Annotated in this window: 24 protein-coding genes and 3 tRNA genes; 16 read left to right on the top strand and 11 right to left on the bottom strand. The window is 68.0% G+C overall.

Translation table 11 applies throughout. The features are described from left to right. Nucleotide 1 precedes the first annotated feature (1 nt). Genes AC57B8_RS26600 through AC57B8_RS26585 form a run of 4 tightly spaced genes read left to right on the top strand, consistent with a single transcriptional unit; the run spans nt 2 to nt 3,868 of the window. Nucleotides 2-1,468, top strand: a complete 1,467-nt coding sequence (locus AC57B8_RS26600) for a cobyric acid synthase (protein ID WP_496481241.1) — start codon at nt 2-4, stop codon at nt 1,466-1,468. Beyond that, complete coding sequence (gene cobT, locus AC57B8_RS26595) at nt 1,465-2,508, top strand: nicotinate-nucleotide--dimethylbenzimidazole phosphoribosyltransferase (RefSeq protein ID WP_496481240.1); 1,044 nt, start codon at nt 1,465-1,467, stop codon at nt 2,506-2,508. The genes AC57B8_RS26600 and cobT overlap by 4 nt, the downstream gene beginning before the upstream one ends. Beyond that, nucleotides 2,505-3,299: an adenosylcobinamide-GDP ribazoletransferase gene (locus AC57B8_RS26590; RefSeq protein WP_496481239.1), complete on the top strand. Its 795-nt coding sequence runs from the start codon at nt 2,505-2,507 to the stop codon at nt 3,297-3,299. Before cobT ends, AC57B8_RS26590 begins: the two co-directional genes overlap by 4 nt. Further along, nucleotides 3,296-3,868, top strand: coding sequence for a histidine phosphatase family protein (locus tag AC57B8_RS26585; protein ID WP_496481238.1), 573 nt, complete (start codon nt 3,296-3,298; stop codon nt 3,866-3,868). The genes AC57B8_RS26590 and AC57B8_RS26585 overlap by 4 nt, the downstream gene beginning before the upstream one ends. Nucleotides 3,869-3,878: 10 nt before the next feature. Here AC57B8_RS26585 and AC57B8_RS26580 read toward each other — a convergent pair whose 3' ends face one another. Both AC57B8_RS26580 and nth read right to left on the bottom strand, forming a co-directional pair. After that, nucleotides 3,879-4,736 (bottom strand): Ivy family c-type lysozyme inhibitor, encoded by an 858-nt coding sequence (locus tag AC57B8_RS26580; protein ID WP_496481237.1) that lies wholly within the window; start codon nt 4,734-4,736, stop codon nt 3,879-3,881. 21 nt (nt 4,737-4,757) lie between these two features. After that, entirely contained in the window at nt 4,758-5,405 is a 648-nt protein-coding gene (nth, locus tag AC57B8_RS26575) for an endonuclease III (protein WP_062480730.1), read from the bottom strand. 175 nt (nt 5,406-5,580) lie between these two features. Here nth and AC57B8_RS26570 point away from each other — a divergent pair, with 175 nt between their 5' ends. Further along, a complete protein-coding gene (locus tag AC57B8_RS26570; RefSeq protein WP_369632674.1) occupies nt 5,581-6,768 on the top strand; it encodes an aminotransferase-like domain-containing protein in 1,188 nt (395 codons plus the stop codon). Nucleotides 6,769-6,777: 9 nt separating this feature from the next. On the opposite strand, the gene AC57B8_RS26565 is transcribed toward AC57B8_RS26570, so the two are convergent. Further along, nucleotides 6,778-7,005, bottom strand: a complete 228-nt coding sequence (locus AC57B8_RS26565) for a hypothetical protein (protein ID WP_013541760.1) — start codon at nt 7,003-7,005, stop codon at nt 6,778-6,780. 57 nt (nt 7,006-7,062) lie between these two features. Here AC57B8_RS26565 and AC57B8_RS26560 point away from each other — a divergent pair, with 57 nt between their 5' ends. Beyond that, nucleotides 7,063-7,389 carry a DUF6172 family protein gene (locus AC57B8_RS26560; protein ID WP_496481236.1) on the top strand — a complete coding sequence of 109 codons (327 nt, stop codon included), beginning with the start codon at nt 7,063-7,065 and terminating at the stop codon, nt 7,387-7,389. A gap of 6 nt (nt 7,390-7,395) precedes the next feature. Here AC57B8_RS26560 and AC57B8_RS26555 read toward each other — a convergent pair whose 3' ends face one another. Genes AC57B8_RS26555 through mfd form a run of 3 tightly spaced genes read right to left on the bottom strand, consistent with a single transcriptional unit; the run spans nt 7,396 to nt 12,649 of the window. Continuing rightward, complete coding sequence (locus AC57B8_RS26555; protein WP_496481235.1) at nt 7,396-8,460, bottom strand: Ldh family oxidoreductase; 1,065 nt, start codon at nt 8,458-8,460, stop codon at nt 7,396-7,398. Then, nucleotides 8,457-9,170 (bottom strand): phosphoserine phosphatase SerB, encoded by a 714-nt coding sequence (gene serB, locus AC57B8_RS26550; RefSeq protein ID WP_496481234.1) that lies wholly within the window; start codon nt 9,168-9,170, stop codon nt 8,457-8,459. The genes AC57B8_RS26555 and serB overlap by 4 nt, the downstream gene beginning before the upstream one ends. Then, the gene (mfd, locus tag AC57B8_RS26545; RefSeq protein WP_070060516.1) at nt 9,167-12,649 is read right to left on the bottom strand and encodes a transcription-repair coupling factor; all 3,483 of its coding nucleotides are present in this window, start codon (nt 12,647-12,649) and stop codon (nt 9,167-9,169) included. Before mfd ends, serB begins: the two co-directional genes overlap by 4 nt. Before the next feature lie 118 nt (nt 12,650-12,767). Between mfd and ispD the strand changes: the two genes are divergently transcribed. Further along, nucleotides 12,768-13,481 (top strand): 2-C-methyl-D-erythritol 4-phosphate cytidylyltransferase, encoded by a 714-nt coding sequence (ispD, locus tag AC57B8_RS26540; protein ID WP_496481233.1) that lies wholly within the window; start codon nt 12,768-12,770, stop codon nt 13,479-13,481. Next, nucleotides 13,478-13,969, top strand: coding sequence for a 2-C-methyl-D-erythritol 2,4-cyclodiphosphate synthase (ispF, locus tag AC57B8_RS26535; RefSeq protein WP_070060518.1), 492 nt, complete (start codon nt 13,478-13,480; stop codon nt 13,967-13,969). The genes ispD and ispF overlap by 4 nt, the downstream gene beginning before the upstream one ends. Nucleotides 13,970-13,978: 9 nt before the next feature. Here ispF and AC57B8_RS26530 read toward each other — a convergent pair whose 3' ends face one another. Together AC57B8_RS26530 and ompR are read right to left on the bottom strand one after the other, a co-directional pair. Then, nucleotides 13,979-15,400, bottom strand: coding sequence for a sensor histidine kinase family protein (locus AC57B8_RS26530; protein WP_062480711.1), 1,422 nt, complete (start codon nt 15,398-15,400; stop codon nt 13,979-13,981). Nucleotides 15,401-15,477: 77 nt separating this feature from the next. Continuing rightward, nucleotides 15,478-16,209, bottom strand: a complete 732-nt coding sequence (gene ompR, locus AC57B8_RS26525) for an osmolarity response regulator transcription factor OmpR (RefSeq protein ID WP_007837017.1) — start codon at nt 16,207-16,209, stop codon at nt 15,478-15,480. A 95-nt stretch (nt 16,210-16,304) separates the two neighbouring features. Between ompR and AC57B8_RS26520 the strand changes: the two genes are divergently transcribed. Both AC57B8_RS26520 and AC57B8_RS26515 read left to right on the top strand, forming a co-directional pair. Continuing rightward, a complete protein-coding gene (locus tag AC57B8_RS26520) occupies nt 16,305-16,742 on the top strand; it encodes a hypothetical protein (RefSeq protein WP_223301309.1) in 438 nt (145 codons plus the stop codon). Nucleotides 16,743-16,795: 53 nt separating this feature from the next. Beyond that, nucleotides 16,796-17,503, top strand: a complete 708-nt coding sequence (locus AC57B8_RS26515) for an SIMPL domain-containing protein (protein ID WP_062480709.1) — start codon at nt 16,796-16,798, stop codon at nt 17,501-17,503. A 64-nt stretch (nt 17,504-17,567) separates the two neighbouring features. Here AC57B8_RS26515 and AC57B8_RS26510 read toward each other — a convergent pair whose 3' ends face one another. Then, entirely contained in the window at nt 17,568-18,338 is a 771-nt protein-coding gene (locus tag AC57B8_RS26510; RefSeq protein WP_095747591.1) for a 3-hydroxybutyrate dehydrogenase, read from the bottom strand. 68 nt (nt 18,339-18,406) lie between these two features. Between AC57B8_RS26510 and AC57B8_RS26505 the strand changes: the two genes are divergently transcribed. From AC57B8_RS26505 to rimO, 6 genes are all read left to right on the top strand, one after another. After that, nucleotides 18,407-19,360: an alpha/beta fold hydrolase gene (locus AC57B8_RS26505; RefSeq protein WP_496481232.1), complete on the top strand. Its 954-nt coding sequence runs from the start codon at nt 18,407-18,409 to the stop codon at nt 19,358-19,360. A 58-nt stretch (nt 19,361-19,418) separates the two neighbouring features. Beyond that, the gene (locus AC57B8_RS26500; protein WP_062480706.1) at nt 19,419-21,608 is read left to right on the top strand and encodes a RelA/SpoT family protein; all 2,190 of its coding nucleotides are present in this window, start codon (nt 19,419-19,421) and stop codon (nt 21,606-21,608) included. A gap of 38 nt (nt 21,609-21,646) precedes the next feature. Beyond that, nucleotides 21,647-21,723 (top strand) — tRNA-Val (locus AC57B8_RS26495). Between the two features lie 267 nt (nt 21,724-21,990). Further along, nucleotides 21,991-22,314 carry a hypothetical protein gene (locus tag AC57B8_RS26490; protein WP_496481231.1) on the top strand — a complete coding sequence of 108 codons (324 nt, stop codon included), beginning with the start codon at nt 21,991-21,993 and terminating at the stop codon, nt 22,312-22,314. Between the two features lie 69 nt (nt 22,315-22,383). Next, entirely contained in the window at nt 22,384-22,944 is a 561-nt protein-coding gene (gene phaR / locus AC57B8_RS26485) for a polyhydroxyalkanoate synthesis repressor PhaR (protein ID WP_062480702.1), read from the top strand. A gap of 82 nt (nt 22,945-23,026) precedes the next feature. Further along, a complete protein-coding gene (gene rimO, locus AC57B8_RS26480) occupies nt 23,027-24,433 on the top strand; it encodes a 30S ribosomal protein S12 methylthiotransferase RimO (RefSeq protein WP_496481230.1) in 1,407 nt (468 codons plus the stop codon). An 84-nt stretch (nt 24,434-24,517) separates the two neighbouring features. Here rimO and AC57B8_RS26475 read toward each other — a convergent pair. Continuing rightward, nucleotides 24,518-24,602: transfer RNA gene (locus tag AC57B8_RS26475), tRNA-Leu, on the bottom strand. A 271-nt stretch (nt 24,603-24,873) separates the two neighbouring features. Beyond that, nucleotides 24,874-24,958, bottom strand: a tRNA-Leu gene (locus AC57B8_RS26470). Between the last annotated feature and the right edge of the window lie 37 nt (nt 24,959-24,995).

The following is a 24,995-nucleotide window of genomic DNA, read 5'->3' as shown; positions in this document are numbered from 1 at the left end:
GATGAGTTCTAGAGCGACAAGCGGGCCGGCGCGCTGCGTCATGGTCCTGGGCACCACCAGCGGCGCCGGCAAGAGCTGGCTGGCCACCGCGCTGTGCCGGTGGTATGCCCGCCAGGGGCTGCGGGTGGCGCCGTTCAAGGCGCAGAACATGAGCAACAACGCCCGCGTGGTCGAGGGCGGCGAGATCGGCAGCGCCCAGTACTTCCAGGCCCTGGCCGCCCACGCCGTGCCCGACGTGCGCATGAACCCGCTGCTGCTCAAGCCCGAGCGCGACACCCACAGCCAGGTGGTGCTGATGGGGCAGGTGAGCGAGGCGCTGTCGACCCTGCCGTGGCGCGGGCGCAGCGAACGCGTCTGGCCGCAGATCGCGCAGGCCTTCGACGAACTGCGCGCCGAGAACGACGTGGTCGTCATCGAAGGCGCCGGTTCGCCGGCCGAGATCAACCTCATGGCCAGCGACATCGTCAACCTGCGCGTCGCCCGCCACGCCAATGCCCGCTGCCTGCTGGCGACCGACATCGACCGCGGCGGCGCCTTCGCCCACCTGTACGGCACCTGGGCGCTGCTGCCCGAGGCCGACCGGGCGCTCATCCATGGGTTCGTGCTCAACAAGTTCCGGGGCGACGCGTCGCTGCTGGCGCCCGCGCCGCAGCAGCTGCAAGAGCTGACCGGTGTGCCCACCGTGGCCACGCTGCCCATGTGGTGGCAGCACGGCCTGCCCGAGGAAGACGGCGTGTTCGACGACCGCAGCCGCGCCAGCGGCGTGGTCACGCGCACGGTGGCGGTGGTCGCGTACCCACGCCTGAGCAATCTCGACGAGTTCCAGGCGCTGAAGAACGTGCCCGGCGTGCGCCTGGTCTGGGCCCGCACGCCGGCCGACGTGGCCGGCGCCGACTGGATCGTGCTGCCGGGCTCCAAGCACACGAGCGGCGACCTGGCCTGGCTGCGGGCGCAGGGGCTGGACCGCGCGGTGGCCGAGCATGCGGGGCGCGGCGGTGCGGTGCTGGGCGTGTGCGGCGGGCTGCAGATGCTGGGCGAGGCGCTGGTCGATCCGCACGGCATCGACGGCAACGCACCCGGGCTCGGCCTGCTGCCGCTGGTGACCGTGTTCGAGCGCGAGAAGACGGTGCGGCACCGCGAGGCGACCTTTTCCGGCGACCTCGTGGCCGGCCCCTGGGCTGCGCTGGCGGGCGTGCGCATCGCCGGCTACGAAATCCACCACGGCCAGACGGCCGCCCACCCCCAGCTGGCCCACGACGGCCGCGCCGTGATGCCCGAGGGCCTGGCCTGGCAGAACGCGCGCGGCAACGTGCTGGGCCTCTATCTGCACGGCCTGTTCGAGGACCCGGCCGCGCTGCAGGCGCTGTTCGGCACCACGGCGCCCACGCTGGACGCCACCTTCGACGGCCTGGCCGACTTCATCGACACCCACTTCGACGCCGGCGTGCTCGCCGGCTTGATCGCATGACCGACACCGATTTGATCCCTGCCATTCCAGACATCGCCGACGCCACGCTCGCGGCCCGCCTGCAGGCCGCGCTCGACAACAAGACCAAGCCGGTCGGCGCGCTGGGCCGCCTCGAAGCGCTGGCGCTGCGCATCGGCACCATCCTCGGCTCCGATCAGCCGGTGCTCGATGCCCCGCAGATGCTCGTGTGCGCGGGCGACCACGGGCTGGCGGCGCGCGGCGTGTCGGCCTACCCGAGCGACGTGACCTGGCAGATGGTCGAGAACTTCCTGGCCGGCGGCGCGGCCGTCAGCGTGCTGGCGCGCCAGCACGGCCTGGCGCTCACCGTGGTCGATTGCGGCGTGCGGCGCGATTTCCAGCCGCGCCCCGGCCTGGTGTCGCGGCGCATCGCCGCCGGCACGGCCGACGCCTCGGCCGGCCCCGCCATGACGCCCGAACAGTGCGCCCAGGCCATCGCCAACGGCCGAGAGGTGGTGCGTGCACTGCCGGGCAACGCGCTGCTGCTGGGCGAGATGGGTATCGGCAACAGCTCGTCCGCCGCGCTGCTGCTGTCGCGCCTGGCCGGGCTGGACATCGGCCTGTGCACCGGTGCCGGCACGGGGCTCGACGCCGACGGCCTGGCGCGCAAGCGCGAGGTGCTGCGCGAGGTGCTCGACCTGCACGCGGGCGCGACCGCGCCGCTCGACGCGCTGGCCGCGTTCGGCGGCTTCGAGGTGGCGACGCTGGTCGGCGCGGTGCTGCAGGCGGCGCAGGAGCGGCGCGTGATCGTGGTGGACGGCTTCATCGCCAGCGCCGCCGTGCTGGTCGCCCAGGCGATCCGCCCGCAGGTGACGCAGCGCTGCGTGGCGGCGCACAGCTCGGCCGAGCCGGGGCACACGCTGCTGCTGAAACACCTCGGGCTCGAGCCCTTGCTGAACCTCGACCTGCGCCTGGGCGAAGGCTCGGGCGGCGCGCTGGCGTGGCCGCTGCTCGAATCGGCCTGCCGCATCCTGCGCGAGATGGCGAGCTTCGAATCGGCGGGCGTGTCGCGCCAGCAATGAACGGCGTGCGCCATTTCCTGCTGGCCGTTCAGTTCTTCACCCGCGTGCCGGTGACGGGAAAACTCGCGGCCTGGGTCGGCTTCAGCCCGCAGATGCTGCGCGCGGCTGCGGCGCACCTGCCGGCCATCGGCTGGATCGCCGGCGGGGTGGCGGCGGCCGTGTTCGTCGCTGTGGGAGCGGGCCTGCCGGGCGTGGCAGGGGCGTTGGTCGCGGCGGTGCTGAGCACCGTCGCCACCGTGATGCTCACAGGCGCCTTCCACGAAGACGGCCTGGCCGACGTGGCCGACGGCCTCGGTGGTTCGGCCAGCCGCGAGCGCGCGCTGGAGATCATGAAGGACTCGCGCATCGGCGCCTTCGGCGCGGTCGCGCTGGTGCTGGCGCTGGGCCTGAAGTTCGGCCTGCTGGCCGCGCTCGCTGCGCGCGGGCTGGACGTGGCGGCGGTGTCGATCGTCGGCGCGCATGTGCTGTCGCGGCTGGTGCCGCTGTTCCTGATCCGCTGGCTGCCCTACGTGGGCGACAGCAGCGGCAGCAAGGCCAAGCCGCTGGCTGACGCGATCAGCGGTGGCGCGCTGCTCGTCGCCGTGCTCTGGACCGCACCCGCCGTGGCGCTGCTGCTGTGCGCGCACGACGCGGTGCACGTGGGCGCGGCGCTCGTGGCGCTGGTGCTCGCCGGGGGCTGGATGGCGCGGCTCTTCGCGCGTCGGCTGCAGGGCTTCACGGGCGACGGGCTCGGCGCGACGCAGCAGGTGTGCGAGCTGGCGATCTACCTCGCGTTGGCGTGGAAGGCATGAGCGCCGCGACCGCCCAGCTCTGGCTGCAGCGCCACGCGCCGGTGATCGCGCCGTCGGGCCTGTGCTACGGCGCGACCGACCTCGACGCCCATGCGGACGGCACGCAGGCCGCCGCCGCGCGCATCGCGGTGGTGCTGCCAGCCGGCATCGCGCTGTGGAGTTCGCCGCTGCGGCGTTGCGCGATGCTGGCCGATGCCATCGTCGCGTTGCGGCCCGATCTGTCGGTGCGGCGCGATGCGCGACTGGCCGAGATGAATTTCGGCGCCTGGGAAGGGCGCCTGTGGTCGGCCGTGGCCCGCGAGGAATTCGAGGCCTGGACGAATCGTTTCGCCGACGCCCCCGCAGGAGGCGACGGCGAGAGCGTGCGCGCCTTCATGCAGCGCGTGGCTTTGGCGCACGCCGACTGGCGGGCGACCGGCGCCGATGCGCTGTGGGTCACGCATGCCGGCGTGCTGCGCGCGGTGCAGTTGCTGTCGCAGGGCGTGACGTGCCCCGAACGGGCCGATCAATGGCCCAACGACGCGGCGGCCTTCGGCGACTGGCGCGTGGTCGCCGCGCCGGTCGGCTGACGAGGCGCTGTCAGTTCTTGGCGCGCCACTGCTCGCGCCAGAGCCGATCGAGCTGCCCCGCGAACTGCGGCGAGGGGCCACCCAGGAGCTGGTTCTGCCCGTTGCGCTGCACCAGGCCATAGAGCCGGCCCGAGCCCTGGTCGTACAGCGCGATGGCGTTGTGGTCGTAGCAGTCGTGCGGCTTGCAGAAGGCGTGCAGCAGGTAGCGCGTGCCGTCCACCGTCACCCACTGCGGCTCGGGCGCCGGGCCTTCGCGGCGCACCAGCCAGCGCTCGGTCTCGCGCGTGCCCAGCGCGGCGCGCCAGGCCTTGTCCATCGCGGGGCCTCGGGCGAGGGCGGCCGGGCTGCCCGTGGCGGGGGCCGGCGGCTTGGGGGCGGCGGTCGCGGGTTCGGCGGGCGGCGCCGCGGCGCGCGCCGGACCGTCGCAGCGCCAGTAGCGCGGCTTCATCAGCTCCGGCCCCAACTGGCCCACGACCGGCTTGTCGGCCTTCAGCGTGATCGACTGGCCGCGCGCATCGCGAAAGACCAGGAAATTCATCATCGCGTTGTCGCCCTTGCCCACGCGGCTCATCAGCGCCACGTCGAAGTTCGGCGGCGGCGGCTGGTTGCCGAAGAAGCTGTGCGCCGTGTCCGGCTGGCGGCCGACCACGCGGCGCTTGCCGCGCTCGGCGATCAGCATGTCTTCGCGCACCTGCAGCGTCGGTGCCGCTGCGTCGGCGCAGTTGGCGGACCAGCGTCCGCCGTAGAGCGCCATCGTCTCCGGCGGCAGCACGCCGTCGCGCGACCAGGCGGCGCCCGCGCTGCCCAGCGCTGCGAGAAAGAGGAGGGCGGCGGAAGGCGTCTTCTTGAAAGTCGTTGTCGTCGTCATGTGCGAGGTGGTGTGTGCCGCTCAGGCGGTCTTGGGGGCCGGCGTCTTGGGCTTGAACGAGCAGAAGGTGGAGACCGCGCATTCCCAGCAGCGCGGCTTGCGCGCCACGCAGACATAGCGCCCGTGCAGGATCAGCCAGTGGTGCGCGTGCAGGCGGAATTCGGGTGGGATGCGCTTTTCGAGCTTGAGTTCCACGTCCAGCGGCGTCTTGCCGGGCGCAAGCCCGGTGCGGTTGCCGATGCGAAAGATGTGCGTGTCGACCGCGATCGTCTCTTCGCCGAAGGCCACGTTGAGCACCACGTTGGCCGTCTTGCGCCCCACGCCCGGCAGCGCTTCGAGCTCGGCGCGCGTGCGCGGCACCTCGCCGCCATGCAGCTCGACCAGCATGCGGCAGGCCTCCATCAGGTGCTTGGCCTTGCTGCGGTACAGCCCGATCGTCTTGATGTACGACTCCAGCCCTTCCACCCCGAGGTCGAGGATCGCCTGCGGCGTGTTCGCCACCGGATACAGCCGGCGCGTCGCCTTGTTCACCCCCACGTCGGTGGCCTGCGCCGACAGCAGCACGGCGGCCAGCAGCTCGAAGGGCGTGGTGTATTCGAGCTCCGTGCGCGGCTCGGGGTTGGCGGCCTGCAGGGTGGCGAAGAAGAGGGGGATGTCGGATTTTTTCATGGGTCGTGGGGGCCGCCGTTCATTGCAAGGGGCTCGCGGGGCGCATGCCGCACAAGGCAGGGCGAGCACCGGCGTTTCCGGCGATGGATGCAATATATCGTCGAAAAGCCATGGCCCTACGCAGCTTTCCTGCCCGGGCTTTCGCGACAATGACGCCCAGAAAGTGAGACTGACCATGCAATTCGCCTCCCGCCTCGACAACGTCGAAACCTCCGCCATCCGCGAACTCTTCAAGCTACTGGGCAAGCCCGGCATCATCAGTTTTGCGGGCGGCTTTCCCGACAGTGCCATGTTCGACGTCGAGGGCCTGAAGGAGGCGAGCCAGAAGGCGCTGGCCGAAGAGCCCGGCGCGGCCTTGCAATATGGCGCCACCGAAGGCTACGAGCCGCTGCGCAACCAGCTCAGTTCCTTCATGAAGACCAAGGGCGTCGATGTCGATCCCAGCGGCCTGATCGTCACCACCGGCAGCCAGCAGGCGCTGGACCTGCTGGGCAAGACCATGATCTCGCCTGGCGACAAGGTGATCGTCGAGGGCCCGACCTTCCTGGCCACGATCCAGTGCTTTCGCCTGTACGGCGCGCAGCTCATCAGCGCGCCCATCGACGCCAACGGCGTGAAGACCGACGAGCTCGAGAAGCTCATTGCCGAGCACAAGCCCAAGTTCGTCTACCTGATCCCCACCTTCGGCAACCCCAGCGGCGCGATGCTGACGCTGGAGCGTCGCAAGAAGGTGCTCGAGCTGGCCGTGAAGTACCAGACGCTGATCGTCGAGGACGATCCCTACGGCGACCTGTACTTCGGCGAAGCGCCGCCGCCCTCGATCATGTCGCTGAGCAAGGACGTGCCCGGCAGCCGCGAACTGCTGGCGCATTGCGGCAGCCTGAGCAAGGTGCTGAGCCCCGGCCTGCGCATCGGCTGGATGATCGCGCCGCCCGAGCTGCTGGCCAAGGCGACGATGTGCAAGCAGTTCAGCGATGCCCACACCAGCACCTTCGCGCAAGCGACGGCCGCGCAGTACCTCAAGAGCGGCCGCATGCCCGGCACGCTGGCGCATGTGCGCGAGGTCTACGGCCAGCGCGCGCAGGCCATGGGCGCTGCGCTGACGCGCGAGCTGGGCGATGCGGTGAGCTTCACGCAGCCCAACGGCGGTTTGTTCTTCTGGGCGCGCCTGACGGGCGCCAACGGCAAGCTGGCCGATGCCAACGAACTGGCCAAGCGTGCGATCGAGAAGCTGGTGGCTTTCGTGCCCGGCGCGCCGTTCTTCGCCGAGAAGCCCGATGTGGCGACGCTGCGCCTGAGCTTCGCCACGGCCGACATCGAGAAGATCGAAGAAGGCGTGAAGCGCCTCGGCCAGGCCCTGTAACGCCGACGTTCAGGGGGACCGGTGCAGGCGGGGCGCCGCCAGCAGGTCCAGGTTGTCTGAAATGGCCGCATCCACGTTCGGATAGCGGCCTTTCATTTTGGAGAGCGTCATGATGGTCTGCAGTGCCTTCAGGTCCTTGACCGACGGCGCGACCTTGATCTGCGCAATGGCCGCCGGGGCGTTGCCGCCGTTCACCAATGCCATCACCTTGCTTGCCCAGTCGTTTGCGCGTGCCATGTCTTCACCTGCTTTCCATTTGAACCGCCGACTTTACACAGCGGGTTACCATCACCCATGAGAAAAACCTTCCAGCTTCAGGTCGAGGGCAAGCACCCCGACCGTCTCCTCGAAGCCGTCAAGCACGAGATTCGCAAGTACATCAAGCGCGAGCGCCGCCGCGACCTGCCCGAAGGCGCCGACTTCTGGGACTTCGACTGCCGGTTCGGCGCCGCCCAGGAATCCGCCGAAACCATCCACCTCACAGCCATCACCGGCCTCATCGACGGTGTGGTGAAAGAGGGCGGCAAGCAGTTCTACATCGAAATCCTGGCCAAGCCCGGCAAGCGCCAGCCACGGCCCGCGGGCGCGCCCGCGCACACCGAGAACGACGACGAGGAGTAAGCCCCGTCAGATCAGCGCCTGCGCCAGCCGCAGGCCATGCCGCTGCTCCACTTCCTGCAGCGAGCGCGCAATCGACGGGTGCAGCCGCACCCCGTTCGCCGATTGCGCTTCCCGACGCTTCAACCCGCCTTCGCCCGGCAGCCGCACAGGCCTTGCCGGGTCGATGGGCGCGTTGTCGCGGCATTTCTCGGCCACGTGGTCCATTTGGCGCAGGAAGGCCTCCTTGCCGCCGAAGGCGTGGAGGTCGTGCAGCGTGAGGTGCACCGTCGCGCCCCAGCCTTCGGGCGGGTCGGCGCGGCCGTGGCCTGCGAGGCCGGCCGTGAGCGTCTCGACCAGCAGCGCCATGCCGTAGCCCTTGTGGCCGTGGCTCAGGCCGCCCACGGGCAGCAGCGTGCCGGGCGGCTGGTCGAACAGCACCTGCGGGTTGTTCGACGGCTTGCCGGAGGCATCGATGAGCCATTCCTCGGCGAAGGTCTCGCCGGCCGCGCGCTTGCGGTTGCTCATGCCGTTGGTGGTGATCGAGGCCGAGATGTCGACCATCACGCCGCCATGCGAGAGCGGAAAGCCCATCGCCAGCGGATTCGGCGTGAACACCGCCTGCGTGCCGCCGAAGGGCGCGACGCTGGCCGTGTTGGGGTCGGAGCAGGCCAGCAGCATCAGCATATCTTCCTGCAGCGCGCGCAGCATGTAGACCGCGAGGCAGGCGATGTGGTGGCTGCGGCGGATCACGAGCGAGGCGGTGCCCAGTTCGCGCGCACGCGGCACCAGCAGGTCCATGCCCTGGTCCATGAGCCAGGGGCCGGGCAGGCGCTTGCCGTCCCACAGCACGGCGGCGGGGCGGTCGGACAGCACCTCGGGCGCACCGTCGCGCGTCATGCCGCCCGATTCGATTTCTTTCACATAGCCGGCCAGCAGCGCGAGGCCGTGCGTGTCGTGGCCCAGCAGGTCGCCTTCTACCAGCGTGCGCGCCACGCTGTCGGCCATCGAGGCCGCGAGCCCCGCCTTCTGCAGCAGGGCGCTGGCGTAGTCGCGCAGCGCGTCGGCGCGGTACAGCGGGGCGGCGTCGGTCATTTCAGGATTTCCAGCACGCGGTCGAGCCCGCCTTCGTTGATCGCCACCATGGCCTGCTCGCGCACCTTCGGCTTGGCGTGATAGGCCACCGACAGCCCGGCCTCGCTCATCATCGGCAAGTCGTTGGCACCGTCGCCCACGGCGATGGTTTCCTGCGGCGAGATGCCCATGAGCGAGGCCACTTCGAGCAGCGTGCGGCGCTTTTCGGCGCCGTCGCAGATGTCGCCCCAGCTCTGCGTCACGACCTGGCCGGTGAGCTGGCCGTCGGCTTCGTCGAGCAGGTTGGAGCGTGCGAAGTCGATGCCCAGGCGGTCCTTCACGCGGTTGGCGAAGAAGGTGAAGCCGCCCGACACCAGCAGCACCTTGAGGCCTGCCTTCTTGCAGGCCGCCACCAGTTCGGTGGCGCCGGGGTTGAGCTTCAGGCGCTCGTCGTACACCTGCTGCAGCGCGGCCACGGGCACGCCCTGCAGCAGCGCCACGCGGCGGCGCAGGCTTTCCTTGAAGTCCTTGATCTCGCCGCGCATCGTGGCTTCGGTGATCGCGGCCACCTCGGCCTTCTTGCCGACGGCATCGGCGATCTCGTCGATGCATTCGATGTTGATCAGCGTCGAGTCCATGTCGAACGCGATCAGCTTGAAGTCGGCGAGCTTCAGCGGCGGCTTCACGCGCTGGAGGACGAGGCCGGGAGAGATTTCAGTCGTAGCGCTCATGCGGGGGCGGTTTCCTTGACGAGGGGTTGTCCGAGGCTGCGCAGCACGTCGCGCACCATTTGCGCGCGGTCCTTCGGCTCCTTGAGTTCGCGCTCGATGCGCAGCTTCTCGTTGCCGGCGAGCTTGATGTGCTTGTTCTTCTGGATCAGCTGGATGATGGCCATGCCGTCCACCGGCGCGTCCTTGCGGAAGGTGATGTTGATGATGCCCGGCGCCGCGTCGACCTTGACCACGCCGTAGGGCCGCGCGAGCACGCGCAGGCGGTGCGTGTCGATCAGCGTCTGCGCCTGCGGCGGCAGCTTGCCGAAGCGGTCGACGATTTCTTCCAGCAGCGTGTCGATCTGGTCCGGGTTCTTCGCGGTGGCGAGCTTCTTGTAGAACGACAGCCGCAGGTGTACGTCGCCGCAGTAATCGTCGGGCAGCAGGGCCGGGGCGTGCAGGTTGATCTCGGTCGTGACCGACAGCGGCGAGAGCAGGTCGGGCTCCTGTCCGGCCTTCAGCGAGCGCACGGCTTCGCTGAGCATCTCGTTGTAGAGCTGGAAGCCGATCTCCATCATGTTGCCACTCTGGTTCTCGCCGAGCACCTCGCCGGTGCCGCGAATCTCCAGGTCGTGCATCGCGAGGTAGAAGCCCGAGCCCAGTTCTTCCATCTGCTGGATGGCTTCGAGCCGCTGCGAGGCCTGCTTGGTCAGGCCCTCGGTGTCGGGCACCATGAGGTAGGCATAGGCTTGGTGGTGTGAGCGACCGACGCGGCCACGCAGCTGGTGCAGCTGCGCCAGGCCGAACTTGTCGGCGCGGCTCATCACGATGGTGTTGGCGGTGGGCACGTCGATGCCGGTCTCGATGATGGTCGAGCACAGCAGCATGTTGTAGCGCTGGGCCACGAAGTCGCGCATCACGCGTTCCAGTTCGCGCTCGGGCATCTGGCCGTGGGCCACGGCGATGCGGGCCTCGGGCAGGATTTCTTCCAACTTCTGGCGCCGGTTCTCGATGGTCTCGACCTCGTTGTGCAGGAAGTAGACCTGCCCGCCGCGCTTGAGCTCGCGCAGCACGGCTTCGCGGATCACGCCCGTGCCCTCGTTGCGCACGAAGGTCTTGATGGCCAGCCGGCGCTGCGGCGCGGTCGCGATCACGCTCAGGTCGCGCAGGCCTTCGAGCGCCATGCCCAGCGTGCGCGGAATCGGCGTGGCGGTGAGCGTGAGCACGTCGACCTCGGCGCGCATCGCCTTCATCGCCTCCTTGTGGCGCACGCCGAAGCGGTGCTCCTCGTCGATGATGAGCAGGCCCAGGTTCTTGAACTTGACCGACTGCGAGAGCAGCTTGTGCGTGCCCACCACGATGTCGACCTGGCCCTCGGCCAGGCCCTTGGCGGCGGCCGTGATTTCCTTGGCCGAGCGGAAGCGGCTCATCTCGGCCACCTTCACCGGCCACTTGGCGAAACGGTCGACCAGCGTCTGGTAATGCTGCTCGGCCAGCAGCGTGGTGGGCGCCAGGAAGGCCACCTGTTTGCCGCCGGTGACGGCGATGAAGGCGGCGCGCAGCGCCACCTCGGTCTTGCCGAAACCCACGTCGCCGCACACGAGGCGGTCCATCGGCTGGGGCGAGATCATGTCCTGCACCACGGCGTGGATCGCGGCCTTCTGGTCGGCCGTTTCCTGGAAGCCGAAGTCGTTGGCGAACACCTCGTAGTCGGCTGGCGAGTAGCGGAAGGCATGGCCTTCACGCGCGGCGCGGCGCGCGTAGATGTTGAGCAGCTCGGCGGCCGAGTCGCGCACCTGTTCGGCGGCCTTGCGCTTGGCCTTTTCCCATTGGCCGGAGCCCAGCTTGTGCAACGGCGCCTCGTCGGCGCTGACGCCGGTGTAGCGGCTGATCTGGTGCAGCTGGCTCACGGGCACGTAGAGCGTGGCCTTGTCGGCGTACTCCAGGTGCAGCATTTCCTGCAGCAGCGGCTTGCCGTCGGCGCCTGTGCCCTGGCCCAGGTCCATGTGGATCAGGCCGCGGTAGCGGCCGATGCCGTGCGCGGAGTGCACCACCGGATCGCCCACGTTGAGTTCGGACAGGTCCTTGATCAGCGCCTCGACGTCGCTGACCTGCTCCTGCTTCTTGTTGCGCCGGCGCGTGGTGGGCGCGGTGGCGAACAGCTCGGTCTCGGTGACGAAGTCGATCGCCTGTTCGCGCCACGCGAAGCCCGAGGCCAGCGCGGCGGTGGCGATGCCGATCTTTTCGTCGCCCGAGGCTTCGAACTCGGCCAGCGAGTCGAAGGCCGGCGGGTTCACGCCACTGGCGCGCAGGAAGTCGAGCAGGCTCTCGCGGCGGCCGTCGCTTTCGGCGATCAGCAGCACGCGGTGCGGCGTGGCGGCGATGTGGGCCTTCAGGCCGACCAGCGGGTCTTCGGCGCCGCGCACGACGGCAAAGGGCGGCAGCTTGTCGAACTCTGCGTAGGGCGCGTCGGTGGCGATGTCGCCGCGAATGGCCAGCTGCGCGTGCGGCTTGGCGCGCTGGTAGAACTGCTCGGCATTGAGGAACAGCGCCTCGGGCGGCAGCGCGGGGCGCTCGGGGTCGCCCTGCACCAGGCGGTAGCGCTCGTTGGTGTCCTGCCAGAAGTGCTGGAACGCGGGTTCGAGGTCGCCGTGCAGCACGACGGTGGCGTCGGGGCCGAGGTAGTCGAACACCGTCGCCGTCTCGTCGAAGAACAGCGGCAGGTAGTACTCGATGCCGGCGGTGGCCACGCCGTTGCCCATGTCCTTGTAGATGCGGCTCTTGGTCGGGTCGCCCTCGAGCAGTTCGCGCCAGCGGCTGCGAAAGCGCGCGCGGGCGTCGTCGTCCATCGGGAACTCGCGGCCCGGCAGCAGGCGCACCTCGGGCACGGGATACAGGCTGCGCTGGGTGTCGGGGTCGAAGGTGCGGATGGAGTCGATCTCGTCGTCGAACAGGTCGACGCGGAACGGCACCGGCGATCCCATCGGGAACAGGTCGATCAGGCCGCCACGCACCGCGTACTCGCCCGGACTCACGACCTGCGTCACGTGGCTGTAGCCGGCCAGCGTGAGCTGCGCCTTGAGCTTGGACTCCTGCAGCTTCTGCTTGGCCTTGAACTGGAAGGTGTAGCCGGCCAGGAAGGCCGGCGGCGCCAACCGGTACAGCGCGGTGGTGGCGGGCACCAGCACCACGTCGGCCTCTTTCTGGCTGATGCGCCACAGCGTGGCCAGGCGCTCGCTGATGAGGTCCTGGTGCGGCGAGAAGCTGTCGTAGGGCAGCGTTTCCCAGTCGGGGAAGAGGGCGCAGCGCAGCTCGGGGGCAAAGAAGGCAATTTCGTCGATGAGCCGCTGGGCGTCGTTCGCGTCGGCGGTGAACATCGCGGTGGCGCGCCCCGCGGCCTTCTCGCGCATGCCGAGCTGGGCCAGCATCAGCGCATCGGCCGACAACGGGGGACGCGGCAGCGTGAAACGCTTGCCCGCCGGGAGAAGGGGGAGGTCCATGGAGCGGTTCGAAAAATGCACGACACCCCGCGCCGGACGGCGAGGGGTGTGCGAATGTCAATTCTAGAATGGCGGCCCCTTATCCGCTTGTCGGCCATCGGCCCGTGCCGCACCCTCCATGTCTTCTTCCCGTTTCTACGTGCTGATCCCCTGTGCCGGTTCCGGCCACCGCGCCGGCGGCGCGCAGCCCAAGCAGTACCGGCGCCTGGCGGGCCAGTCGATGGTGGCCCACACGGTGGACGCGTTTCGTGCGCTGGCCGGGCGTTTCGCGGGCGTGGCCGTGGTGGTGTCGCCCGACGACCGCGAGGTGCAGACGGCGTTGCCGCGCTTCCCCGTGACCGGCGAGTACCTGCTGCGCGTGGGCGGCCTGACGCGCGCCGCTTCGGTGCGCAACGGCCTGGCGGCGCTGCGCCAGAAGGGCGCCGGGCCGCACGACTGGGTGCTGGTGCACGACGCGGCGCGCTGCCTGGTCACGTCCAGCCAGATCGAGGCGCTCATCGCCGCCTGCGAGCACGACGCCGTCGGCGGCCTGCTGGCGCAGCGGCTGGCCGACACGCTGAAGGTGTCGTCGACCGACAGCCGCTCGACCCAGACCCTGCCGCGCGCCGACAAGTGGCTGGCGCAGACACCGCAGATGTTCCGCATCGGCATGCTGCTCGACGCACTGGAGCGCGTGGGCGACGTGGTGACCGACGAGGCCAGCGCCATCGAGAGCCTCGGCCTGGCGCCGCTGCTGGTGCCCGGCAGCGCGCAGAACTTCAAGGTCACCTTCCCCGAAGATTTCGCACTGGCCGAGGCGGTGCTGCTCGGCCGCAAGAAGGCCATGGCATGACGACGACACCGTTCAACATCCGCATCGGCGAAGGCTGGGACGTCCACCAGCTGGTGGCGGGGCGCAAGCTCATCCTGGGCGGCATCGAGGTGCCGCACACCACCGGCCTGCTCGGGCATTCGGACGCCGACGTGCTGCTGCACGCCATCACCGACGCGCTGCTCGGCGGCGCCGGGCTGGGCGACATCGGCCGGCATTTTCCCGACACCGACGCCCAGTTCCGTGGCGCCGATTCGGCCGTGCTGCTGGCCGAGGCGGCGCGCCGCGTGCGGGCCGCCGGCTGGGAGATCGGCAACGTCGACAGCACCGTGATCGCGCAGGCGCCCAAGCTGGCGCCGCACATCCCGGCCATGTGCCAGCGCATCGCCGACACGCTGGGCATCGCGCTCGATCAGGTCAATGTGAAAGCCAAGACGGCCGAGAAGCTCGGCCCGGTGGGCGAGGGCCGGGCGATGGAAGCCCGCGCCGCGGTGCTGCTGCACCGCTGACGCGCGTCCTCAGGCGACCTGCTTCTTGCCCGGCACCTCGCCGGGCTTGCTGCTGCCCGCCGGCATCGCGCGCGGCATCCGGATGTGGGCCGCGAGGCCCCGGCCCGGCGTGCTGGTGAGCGCGAAGGTGCCGCCCATGCGCTCGATGTTCTTCGCCACGATCGACAGCCCCAGGCCGGCGCCGGCCGCCGAGGTGCGCGCCGCGTCGCCACGGAAGAAGGGCTTGGTCAGCTGCACGAGCAGGGCGGGCTCGACGCCCGCGCCATGGTCGCGCACCTTGATCAGCACCGCGTCGTTGTTGGCCTGCGCCTGGATCGTGACGTCGGCCACGCCGGTCGACGGTGTCTTGCCGTAGCGCCGGGCGTTCTCGACCAGGTTGGAGATCACGCGCGTGAGCTCCACCTCGTCGCCCATCACCTTCAGGTCGGCGGGCACGTCGACGTGGATGTTCATCTCTTCGTAGTCCTGCACGGCGTAGGTGCAGGCGTCGATCACGTCGCGCAGCAGCACGGGGCGCTGGTCGACATGGTCGGGGCGGGCGTAGTCGAGGAACTTGTCGATGATGGCGTCGAGCTGCGCGATGTCGGCGGCCATGTGGTCGCGCGCGTCTTCGTCGGCCACGCTCATCTCGGTTTCGAGCCGCAGCCGGGCCAGCGGCGTGCGCAGGTCGTGCGAGATGCCGGCCAGCATGATGGCGCGGTCCTGCTCGATCTTGGCGAGCTGGTCGGCCATGCGGTTGAAGCCGATGTTCACCGCGCGGATTTCGTTGGTGCGGGCGCGCTCGTCGAGCCGGTGCGCCTCGTACTCGCCCTCGCGCACCTGCAAAGTAGCGCGCGACAGCTGCTTGAGCGGCAGGTTGATGAGCCGCGTGATCAGCGCCGCGCCCGCGAGCGACAGCGCCATCGCCGTGCTGAGCCAGACCAGCCAGGTGCGCCCGCCCACGCGGCTGAAGCGCGTGGGATCGAGCAGCAGCCAGTAGGTGTCGCTCTCGATGGTGAAGCCGATCCACAGGCCCGGCTCGTCGTTCACGCGGCTGGCGACGGTGGTGCCTTCGCCGAGTTGAGCGATCAGCTCTTCGGTGACGCGCTCGTCGAGCGCGCCGCTGGTGTAAGGCTGGAAGCGGTCGTTGGGCTCGCGCGGCAGGATGCGTACGCCTTCCTGGTCGGCCAGCGTCTTGATCAGCGAGACCCGCGTGATCGCGTCCGAGTACACCAGCGCCGCGCGTGTGAGGTTCACGAGCGAGGCGATCTGGTGCCCGGTCTGGATCGCGCGCGGCTCGTATTCGAGCGAGCGGAAGGTCTGCAGCCACGCGACCGTGCAGCCGATCAGCAGCAGTGCGAGCAGGAAGAAGGTGCGCCAGAAAAGGCTGAAACCCAGCTTGAGGCCGGGGCGGCGGTCACGCTGCGCGCTCGCTTCGAGCGGGCTCGGCATCGTGACCTGTGCCCCGTCCTCCTGGGCCGGGTCAGGTCGGGCGGAATGGAGGCCGATGGCCACCTCTCAGCGGATCGTCAGGCCGTGCCGTCCGGCACGAACACGTAGCCCACGCCCCAGACGGTCTGGATGTAGCGCGGCGCCGCGGCGTCGGACTCGACCAGCTTGCGCAGGCGCGAGATCTGCACGTCCAGGCTGCGGTCGAAGGGCTCGAATTCGCGTCCGCGTGCCAGCTGGGCCAGCTTTTCGCGCGACAGCGGCTGGCGCGGGTGGCGCACCAGCGCCTTCAGCATCGCGAACTCGCCGGTGGTCAGCGAGAGTTCTTCGCCGTCCTTCTTCAGGGTGCGCGAGCCGAGGTCGAAGGCGAACGGGCCGAAGGTGACGGTCTCGTTCTCGGTGGAGGGGGCGCCGGGCGCCTCGAGCGGCGGACGGCGGCGCAGCACGGCGTGCACGCGGGCCAGCAGTTCGCGCGGGTTGAAGGGCTTGCCGAGGTAGTCGTCGGCGCCGACTTCGAGACCGACGATGCGGTCCACGTCCTCACCCTTGGCGGTGAGCATGATGATCGGCGTGCGGTCGTTGGCGGCACGCAGACGGCGGCACACGGAGAGGCCGTCTTCGCCGGGCATCATCAGGTCGAGCACGATCAGGTCGACCGTGTCGCGCAACAGGATGCGGTTGAGCGCCTTGCCGTCCTCGGCCACGATCACTTCGAATCCTTCCTGCGTCAGGTAGCGGCGCAGCAGGTCGCGGATGCGGGCGTCGTCGTCGACGATCACGATCTTGTCGGTGCGAGCGGGAACTTGAGTCATTTCTACAACGTTGAATTTGTAACAGCGCCGATTCTGAAGGCGTTAGGACCCCATTGCTGCCGAATTCCGTAGTGGTTGACACTAAGTTACACAACTTGCGGCCGCTCGCCGTCTGGTCATCCGGGCTTTGCCCGGCGGTGGCACAGTCCGTGCTGCCTTATGACGATTGCGCGATGAGACCTTCTTTTTCTGCCTTGCCTCTGCTTTTTTTCGCATGCGCCTGTGGTGCGACGTCCGTCGCTTCCGAAGGGTTTTTGCGGGTCAGTGAAGGGCGCCGCAGCGAAGTGCGCGATGCCGTGGCCGCGCACCGGGCGGCCCAGCGGGAAGAGCAGCGCCGCGGCGAAGCGCTGGCGGGGCGCCGTCTCACGGCGGGCGAACTCTTCGAGCTGAGGCAGCAGGTCCGGGGGCAGTGGGTGCCCGCGGGAACGGGTGTACTTCTGAATTCGGCAGAATCACAGCCTGCCGAGCGCATCGTGCCGGTACCGCAGCCCGTCGCCAGTCCGCAAACCGCGCCGCGCAGCCTGCGCCACTGAAGAAGAAGGCGCGGGCGAGGGCTTTCCTCGCATCCACCAGGGAGAAATCTGTCTTGAAGACTGTTCAATTGATCGCGGCCTGCGCCGCGCTGACCTTTGCCGGGGCCGCCTTGGCCCAGAATGCCGTCATGCCTGCTCCACAAAACGTGCTCCAGCTGTCGGCTTCCGGCACCGTCGAAGTTCAGCAAGACCTGCTGAGCATGACCCTCGTCACCACGCGCGACGCCGCCGAGGCGGGCACCGTGCAGACCCAGCTCAAGACCGCGCTGGACGCCGCGCTGGCCGAGGCCAAGAAGAATGCACAGCCGGGCCAGCTCGACGTGCGCACCGGCAACTTCAGCCTCTCGCCGCGCTACACCAAGGACGGCAAGATCAACGGCTGGCAGGGTTCGACCGAACTCGTGCTCGAAGGCCGTGACTTCGCGCGCATCACCCAGACGGCCGGGCGCATCAGCACGCTCAGCGTGGGCAACGTCGGTTTCGGCCTGAGCCGCGAGCAGCGCGCCAAGACCGAGACCGAGGCGCAGAACATCGCCATCGACAACTTCAAGCAGAAGGCCGGCGAATTGGCCAAGGGCTTCGGCTTCGGCGGCTACACGCTGCGCGAGGTGTCGGTGAACGCGAACGACAGCGGCCCGATCCGTCCGCGCGTGATGGCCATGCAGGCCAAGTCGTTCTCGGCCGCCGATTCGGCCGTGCCGGTGGAAGCGGGCAAGACCAGCGTGGTCGTGAACGTCTCCGGCTCGGTGCAGCTCAAGTAAGAAGGCAAAGAGCGCAGCGCTGGCGGGCGAGTGCCGCCGGCGTTTTTTCGTTGTCTCTGTTTATTTACTGAGCCGTCCAGCCGCCATCCATGGCCCAGGCGACGCCCCGCACCTGATCGGCCGCGGGAGAGCTCAGGAAGACGGCCAGCCCGCCCAGTTGCTCGACCGTCGTGAACTGCAGCGAGGGCTGCTTTTCCCCCAGCAATTCGTTCTGCGCCTGGAGGGCCGAAATGCCTTCGCGGGCCGCGCGGTCGTCGATCTGCTTTTGCACCAGCGCCGTGAGCACCCAGCCCGGGCTGATCGCGTTGCAGGTGACGCCGGTGGTGGCGGTTTCGAGCGCCACCGACTTGGTCAGGCCGACGATGCCGTGCTTGGCTGCGACATAGGCGGACTTTTGCGCCGAGGCCACGAGCCCGTGCGCCGACGCCACGTTGATGATGCGGCCCCAGTTGGCCTCGCGCATCGCGGGGATCGCCAGACGCGTCGTGTGGAAGGCGCTCGTGAGGTTGATGGCGAGGATCGCGTCCCAACGTTCGGTCGGGAAGTCCTCGACCTTGGCGACGTGCTGGATGCCGGCGTTGTTGACGAGGATGTCGACACGGCCGAACTTCGACGCCGCGAACTTCATCATGTCCTCGATCTGGTCGGGCTTGCTCATGTCGGCCCCGTGGTACTCGGCACGCACGCCGAGCGCCTCGATCTGGGTCTTTGGGGTGTCGGCGTCGCCGAAACCGTTGAGCACGATGTGTGCGCCCTGTTGGGCCAGCGCCTTGGCGATGGCGAAGCCAATGCCACTGGTGGACCCCGTGACAAGCGCGGTTTTGCCTTTGAGCATGAAGATCAATCTCCGGATGAATTAGGATGCAACGAGACCATTATCCGCACCCGAACCCCTCCGTTTCCATGACAGAACCGACCCTTCACGACGTGGCCTGCAACGACGCCCAGGGCGGTCATCGCATGGCCTATTGGCAATGGGGCGACGCGCACAGCGCGCATGTCGTGGTCTGCGTGCACGGGCTGACCCGGCAGGGCCGCGATTTCGACGTGCTCGCGCAAGCCATCGTGGCGCGCGCGGGCGGCGACGTGCGCGTGGTCTGTCCCGACGTGGTCGGGCGCGGCCGCAGCGACTGGCTGCGCGACCCTGCTTTCTATCAAGTGCCTGTGTATGCGGCCGACATGGTGGCGCTGATCGCGCAACTGCACGGCGAGCATCCCATCGACACGCTCGACTACGTCGGCACCAGCATGGGCGGGCTGATCGGCTTCGTGCTGGCCGGCCACAAGGAGCTGCCGCTGCCGCGGCCCATTCGCCGTTTCGTCGCGAACGATGTCGGCCCCACGGTCGAGCCCGCCGCCATCCAGCGCATCGGCGCGTATGTGGGCAAGAGCGGCCGGTTTCCGAGCGTGCAGGCTGCGGCCGATGCGATGTGGGCCCTGTCGACCACGTTCGGGCCGCACACGCCCGAGCAGTGGCGCGCGCTGTCGCAGCACATGGTGGTGCCGGCTTCTGAGCGCAGCGCCGACGGTGCCGCCAAGACCGCCAGTGCCGGCCCGGTGGGCGAGGGCGCCTGGGTGCTGCACTACGACCCGGCCATCGGCGTGCCGTTGCGGGCCATCACGCCCGAGATCGCGGCGCAGGGCGGGGCGGTGATGTGGAGCCTGTACGACGCCATCGAGGCGCGCGCGCTGCTCACGCGCGGCGCGGCGTCCGACCTGCTGTCGCCCGAAACGGCGGCCGCGATGACGCAGCGCGGGCCGCGTGCCACGCTCGTCGAGTTCGAGGGCGTGGGGCACGCGCCGACTTTCGTCGATCCCGCACAGGTCGCCGTCGTCACGAATTTCCTGTTCGATTGAGGGCATCGTGAAGCGAGAGTCTGCGAACCTTCAGACGGCACCCCTGTCCGACGGCGTCATGGTCGATTACCCGCTGTCGGCCGCCACGGCCGACCGCTCGCCGGTCATGGAGAACATGCTGGCGCGCGCCCGCGCGTTCGCCGAGCCGCTGATCGCCGACGAAAAGCTCGACACCGGCGAGAACACGCTGGCGCACGCCGATGCGGTGGCCGCCATCGTCGCGAAGATGGGCGGCTCCGAGGCGATGCAGGCCGCGAGCTACCTCGTGTATTCGTGCCAGCACCTGAACCGCCCGCAGGAAGTGATCGCCAAGGTTTTCGGCGACAACTTCGCGGCGCTCGCGGTCGAGACCACCAAGCTCGTGCGCGTGCAGGAGCAGGCGCGCACCGCCTCTCAAGGGCACCACGCCGAAGGCGCCGGCGCACAGACCGAGAACGTGCGCAAGATGCTGCTGGCGTTCTCGCGCGACTTGCGCGTGGTCATGCTGCGGCTGGCCTCGCGCCTGCAGACGCTGCGGCACGCGGCAGCCAGCAAGCAGCCCGCGCCCGAGAGCGTGGCGCGCGAGTCGCTGCAGGTGTTTGCGCCGCTTGCGAACCGGCTGGGCATCTGGCAGGTGAAGTGGGAGATCGAAGATCTCTCGTTCCGCTTTCTCGAGCCCGAGACCTACAAGCTGATCGCGCGGCTGCTCGACGAGAAGCGCATCGAGCGCGAAGGCCACGTCGAGCAGTTGCGTTCGCAGCTGGAGCACGAACTGCAGGCCGAAGGCGTCAAGGCCACGGTGCAGGGACGCCCGAAGAACATTTACAGCATCGTCAAGAAGATGCGCGGCAAGTCGCTCGACTTCGAGCAGGTCTTCGACATCCTCGCGCTGCGCGTGGTGGTGCCGGACGTGAAGGACTGCTATGCCGCGCTGGCCTGGGTGCACTCGCACTTCCAGCCCATCGACGAGGAGTTCGACGACTACATCGCGCGGCCCAAGCCGAACGGCTACCAGTCGCTGCACACGGTGGTGCGCGAGATCGTCGACGGCAAGGTGGGCAAGCCGATCGAGATCCAGATCCGCACCGAGGAAATGCATGACCATGCCGAGCATGGCGTGGCGGCGCACTGGGCCTACAAGGAAGCGGGCCACAAGGGCTACGCCGGTGTCTGGGCGAGCGGCGAGTACGACGCCAAGATTGCCGTGCTGCGCCAGCTGCTGGCCTGGGAACGCGACCTGTCGGGTGGGTTGCAGGGGCAGGGGCTGTTCGACGACCGCATCTATGTGCTCACGCCCGATGCCGCCATCGTCGAGTTGCCGCAGGGCGCGACGCCGGTCGACTTCGCCTATACGGTGCACACGACGCTGGGGCATCGCTGCCGCGGTGCGCGTGTCGATGGCGCGATGGTGCCGCTCAACACCCCGCTGTCGAACGGGCAGACGGTCGAGATCATGGCGGCCAAGGAAGGCGGTCCGTCGCGCGACTGGCTGAATGCGGAGCTCGGTTATCTGGCGAGCCACCGCGCACGCGCCAAGGTGCGCGCCTGGTTCAACGCGCAGATCACGCACGAGACCGTGGCGCGCGGACGTGAAGCCGTCGAGAAGCTGCTGCAGCGCGAAGGCAAGACGGCCATGCGGCTCGAAGACCTGGCGTCGCAACTCGGCTTCAAGTCGGCGGATCATCTGTTCGAGGTGGTCGGCAAGGACGAGTTCTCGCTGCGCAACATCGAGACGCTGCTGCGTCCGCCCGAGCCGGCGCTGAACCCTGACGACGGCGTGCAGATCAAGAAGGCGCGCGGCAGCGAGAAGTCGGGCAAGGGCGGCGTGCTCGTGGTGGGCGTGTCGTCGCTGATGACGCAGCTCGCCAAGTGCTGCAAGCCGGCGCCGCCGGATGCAATCCGTGGCTTCGTCACGCGCGGCCATGGCGTCAGCGTGCATCGCGCAGATTGCAGCAACTTCCGCACGATGGCCGCGAAGGACGGCGAACGCGTGATCGATGTCGAATGGGGCCTGCCGAAGAAGGGCGCCGATGCGCCGGTCTATGCAGTGGATGTGGCTGTGGAAGCAGCCGACCGCCAAGGGTTGCTGCGCGATATCTCCGACGTGTTTGCACGCGAAAAGATGAACGTGATCGGCGTGCAGACGCAGTCGATCAAGGGCACGGCGTGGATGACGTTCACTGTGGAAATCGCCGATGCCGCGCGTTTGACGCAGGTGTTGAGTGTGGTGACTGCAGTGACTGGTGTGCGATCTGCACGTCGGCGCTGAAAAGGGCCATTTCTCCTGCTATACTCGATGCTTCTCTTAGGCGCGTAGCTCAGTTGGTTAGAGCACCACCTTGACATGGTGGGGGTCGTTGGTTCGAATCCAATCGCGCCTACCAAATTCAAACACGGGTTGCAGCGATTTCGCTGCAACCCGTTCGTCGTTTGGACGACGTGTTTGTCTCTGGATTCGCCCGGTCGTCCTGAGTGATCGGCGCAAGCGAAAACCCCTTTCACGGGCGGCCCTTCGCGCGGTGCAGGCAAGGTGCCTGAGCCATGTGGTTGTGCTACCTTGAGCGGTCTGCCAACCTTCTCGAATTTCCTTGATAAGCGATCTGATGAATACGCGATCAACGTCTGTTGATCGGGCGCACGCCGACCACCGCGTGGCCGCATTGCTCAAGCAAGCCCCTCTTGAATTCGCGCGCGCGGTCTACGGCATCAATGATCTTGTCGCCGGCCGCGCCGATACCATGGCTGCACGCGAAGTGGCGCGTGCGCAACGACAGGGCATGCCGGTGACCGAGGAGCGCGCCGAGCAGCGCGCACGCGCCTATCTTCCGACGGCGGGGCAGGAGCATTGCCCCCGGTGCTGGGTGGTCTACGGGCAGAAGATCCCGCTGCGATTCAGGCTGTCGACCCCGGAGCGTCCCGAAACTGCAGCGTGTCATGCGTGCGGTGCCGAGTACGCGACGGCGCCGGACGCCTGAAGAAGAATCACGGTCAGGGTAAACCTTGTCGCGATGCAGCAAAACCGCTCCCTAGAATCATCCGATGACATGGGCGTCCATGTGAAGGAGTCTGTAGTGCAGAGCAAGAAGTCCGGGGTGAAGCCGGTCCAGCGTGTGATCAAGAAGTACCCCAACCGACGGCTCTACGACACGGAGACATCCACGTACATCACGCTGACCGAGGTCAAGCAGCTGGTCATCAAGAACGCGCAGTTCGTGGTGCGCGACGCCAAGACTGGCGACGACCTCACGCGCAGCATCCTGCTGCAGATCATCCTGGAAGAAGAGGCCGGCGGCGCGCCGATGTTCACCGAGCAGGTGCTGGCCAACATCATCCGTTTCTACGGCCAGGCCATGCAGGGCTACATGGGCCCGTACCTCGAGAAGAACATCCAGGCCATGACCGAGATGCAGGCCCAGCTCGCCGAAAAGGCCGAAGGCCTGACGCCCGAAATGTGGTCGCGCTTCATGACCATGCAGTCGCCGATGATCCAGGGGCTGATGGGCAACTACGTCGAGCAATCGAAGAACGTCTTCCTGCAGATGCAGGAGCAGATGCAGAAAAACACCGAGCAGGTGCTGGGCGCCTTTGGCATCAAGCGCCCCTGAGCGCCGCGCGGCGGCCCGCCTGAATGGGGTGACTGCCCGATGAATGCCCCGCTGTCACCGATAGCTGGGACAATAGAGGCCTATGAGCGAAGTTGCCTCCCCTGAACGTACCGTCACGCCGACCGCCCCCAAGGTCGGCTTCGTCAGCCTTGGTTGCCCCAAGGCCTTGACCGATTCCGAATTGATCCTGACCCAGCTGAGTGCCGAGGGCTATCAAACCGCCAAGACCTTCGAGGGCGCCGACCTCGTCATCGTCAACACCTGCGGCTTCATCGACGATGCGGTGAAAGAAAGCCTGGACACCATCGGCGAAGCGCTCGCCGAGAACGGCCGTGTGATCGTCACCGGTTGTCTGGGCGCCAAGACTGGCGACCAAGGCGGCAACCTCGTTCGCCAGATGCACCCCAGCGTGCTGGCCGTCACCGGCCCGCATGCCACGCAGGAGGTGATGGATGCCGTGCACGCCAACCTGCCGAAGCCGCACGATCCGTTCATCGATCTCGTGCCGAACACCTTCGGGGTGGCCGGTCTCAAGCTGACGCCGCGGCACTACGCCTACCTGAAGATCAGCGAAGGCTGCAACCACCGTTGCACCTTCTGCATCATTCCCTCGATGCGCGGCGACCTGGTCTCGCGTCCGGTGGGTGATGTGCTCAGCGAAGCCAGGGCCCTGTTCGAGGGCGGCGTGAAAGAGCTGCTGGTGATCAGCCAGGACACCTCGGCCTACGGCGTCGACGTGAAGTACCGCACCGGCTTCTGGGATGGCAAGCCGGTCAAGACCCGCATGCTCGAACTCGTGCGCACGCTAGGCGAAATTGCCGAGCCGTATGGCGCCTGGGTGCGCCTGCACTACGTGTACCCGTATCCGAGCGTGGACGAAATCATTCCGTTGATGGCGAGCGGCCTGGTGCTGCCGTACCTCGACGTGCCGCTGCAACACAGCCACCCCGATGTGCTCAAGCGCATGAAGCGGCCGGCCAGCGGCGAGAAGAATCTGGAGCGGATCGCGCGCTGGCGCGAGACCTGCCCCGAGCTCGTGATCCGCAGCACGTTCATCGCCGGGTTCCCGGGCGAGACGGAGCAGGAGTTCGAGCACCTGCTCGACTTCATCCGCGAAGCCGAGATCGATCGTGCGGGCTGCTTTGCCTACAGCCCGGTCGAGGGCGCCACTGCCAATGACATTCCGGGCATGCTGCCCGAGGCCGAGCGCGAAGCGCGCCGCGCCCGCTTCATGGAGGTGGCCGAGGCCGTGTCGATCGCCAAGCTGCAAAAGCGCATCGGCTCGACGATGCAGGTGCTGGTCGATTCAGCGCCGGCGCTGGGCCGCAAGGGTGGGGTGGGGCGCACGTACGCCGATGCACCGGAGATCGACGGCACTGTTCGCCTGTTGCCGCCTGAAAAGATCAGCAAGACGATGAAGGTCGGCGAGTTCACGCGTGCACGCATCGTGGGCGCTGAAGGCCACGACCTGATCGCGTTGCCCGTTTGATGCACCTGATTCAAATGGCCAAGAAAAAAGCCACCGGAGGCCGGTGGCTTTTTATAGAAGACCTGGTAAGGGTCTGTTCAATCTTGGTGCCCAGAAGAGGACTCGAACCTCCACGATGTTACTCGCTAGTACCTGAAACTAGTGCGTCTACCAATTCCGCCATCTGGGCTGATTTTGCTTCTCAGCAAAGACTACGATTATATACACAAATTTGGCGCGCTCTTTTGAGCGTGTCGAAATTTCAGCTTCTGCGCGACATCGCTCGTGCGGCGGGTGTCCTGCCGAAGGCGGGTGGGTGCGATCGTGCGTGCATGGCCGGCGTCGAGGGGTGCGATCTGACGATCGCGTCGCCCGTTTGATGCAGTTTCGAGCGGCCATGAAAAAAGCCACCGGAGACCGGTGGCTTCAATCGGATGACCTGGTAAAGGTCTGTTTAAACTTGGTGCCCAGAAGAGGACTCGAACCTCCACGATGTTACTCGCTAGTACCTGAAACTAGTGCGTCTACCAATTCCGCCATCTGGGCCCACATGACTGCAGAAGCAGCCACGTTTTGAATTTCA

Source organism: Variovorax sp. BGA-UO-ETr-C22, assembly GCF_059567965.1.
The sequence above is the reverse complement of the archived record's forward strand: the minus strand, read 5'-3'. Positions and strand labels throughout refer to the sequence as shown.

Coding starts and splice junctions, on each gene's coding strand:
- AC57B8_RS26555 (WP_496481235.1), bottom strand. CDS start 8,460: ATGACCGACGCCGCCCCGCTGTACCGCGCCGACGCGCTGCGCGACTAC.
- AC57B8_RS26585 (WP_496481238.1), top strand. CDS start 3,296: ATGAGCGCCGCGACCGCCCAGCTCTGGCTGCAGCGCCACGCGCCGGTG.
- AC57B8_RS26500 (WP_062480706.1), top strand. CDS start 19,419: ATGGTCGATTACCCGCTGTCGGCCGCCACGGCCGACCGCTCGCCGGTC.
- AC57B8_RS26600 (WP_496481241.1), top strand. CDS start 2: ATGAGTTCTAGAGCGACAAGCGGGCCGGCGCGCTGCGTCATGGTCCTG.
- rimO (WP_496481230.1), top strand. CDS start 23,027: ATGAGCGAAGTTGCCTCCCCTGAACGTACCGTCACGCCGACCGCCCCC.
- cobT (WP_496481240.1), top strand. CDS start 1,465: ATGACCGACACCGATTTGATCCCTGCCATTCCAGACATCGCCGACGCC.
- AC57B8_RS26530 (WP_062480711.1), bottom strand. CDS start 15,400: ATGCCGAGCCCGCTCGAAGCGAGCGCGCAGCGTGACCGCCGCCCCGGC.
- AC57B8_RS26565 (WP_013541760.1), bottom strand. CDS start 7,005: ATGGCACGCGCAAACGACTGGGCAAGCAAGGTGATGGCATTGGTGAAC.
- nth (WP_062480730.1), bottom strand. CDS start 5,405: ATGAAAAAATCCGACATCCCCCTCTTCTTCGCCACCCTGCAGGCCGCC.
- phaR (WP_062480702.1), top strand. CDS start 22,384: ATGGGCGTCCATGTGAAGGAGTCTGTAGTGCAGAGCAAGAAGTCCGGG.
- ispD (WP_496481233.1), top strand. CDS start 12,768: ATGTCTTCTTCCCGTTTCTACGTGCTGATCCCCTGTGCCGGTTCCGGC.
- AC57B8_RS26505 (WP_496481232.1), top strand. CDS start 18,407: ATGACAGAACCGACCCTTCACGACGTGGCCTGCAACGACGCCCAGGGC.
- AC57B8_RS26570 (WP_369632674.1), top strand. CDS start 5,581: ATGCAATTCGCCTCCCGCCTCGACAACGTCGAAACCTCCGCCATCCGC.
- AC57B8_RS26510 (WP_095747591.1), bottom strand. CDS start 18,338: ATGCTCAAAGGCAAAACCGCGCTTGTCACGGGGTCCACCAGTGGCATT.
- AC57B8_RS26560 (WP_496481236.1), top strand. CDS start 7,063: ATGAGAAAAACCTTCCAGCTTCAGGTCGAGGGCAAGCACCCCGACCGT.
- mfd (WP_070060516.1), bottom strand. CDS start 12,649: ATGGACCTCCCCCTTCTCCCGGCGGGCAAGCGTTTCACGCTGCCGCGT.
- ispF (WP_070060518.1), top strand. CDS start 13,478: ATGACGACGACACCGTTCAACATCCGCATCGGCGAAGGCTGGGACGTC.
- serB (WP_496481234.1), bottom strand. CDS start 9,170: ATGAGCGCTACGACTGAAATCTCTCCCGGCCTCGTCCTCCAGCGCGTG.
- AC57B8_RS26590 (WP_496481239.1), top strand. CDS start 2,505: ATGAACGGCGTGCGCCATTTCCTGCTGGCCGTTCAGTTCTTCACCCGC.
- AC57B8_RS26580 (WP_496481237.1), bottom strand. CDS start 4,736: ATGACGACGACAACGACTTTCAAGAAGACGCCTTCCGCCGCCCTCCTC.
- ompR (WP_007837017.1), bottom strand. CDS start 16,209: ATGACTCAAGTTCCCGCTCGCACCGACAAGATCGTGATCGTCGACGAC.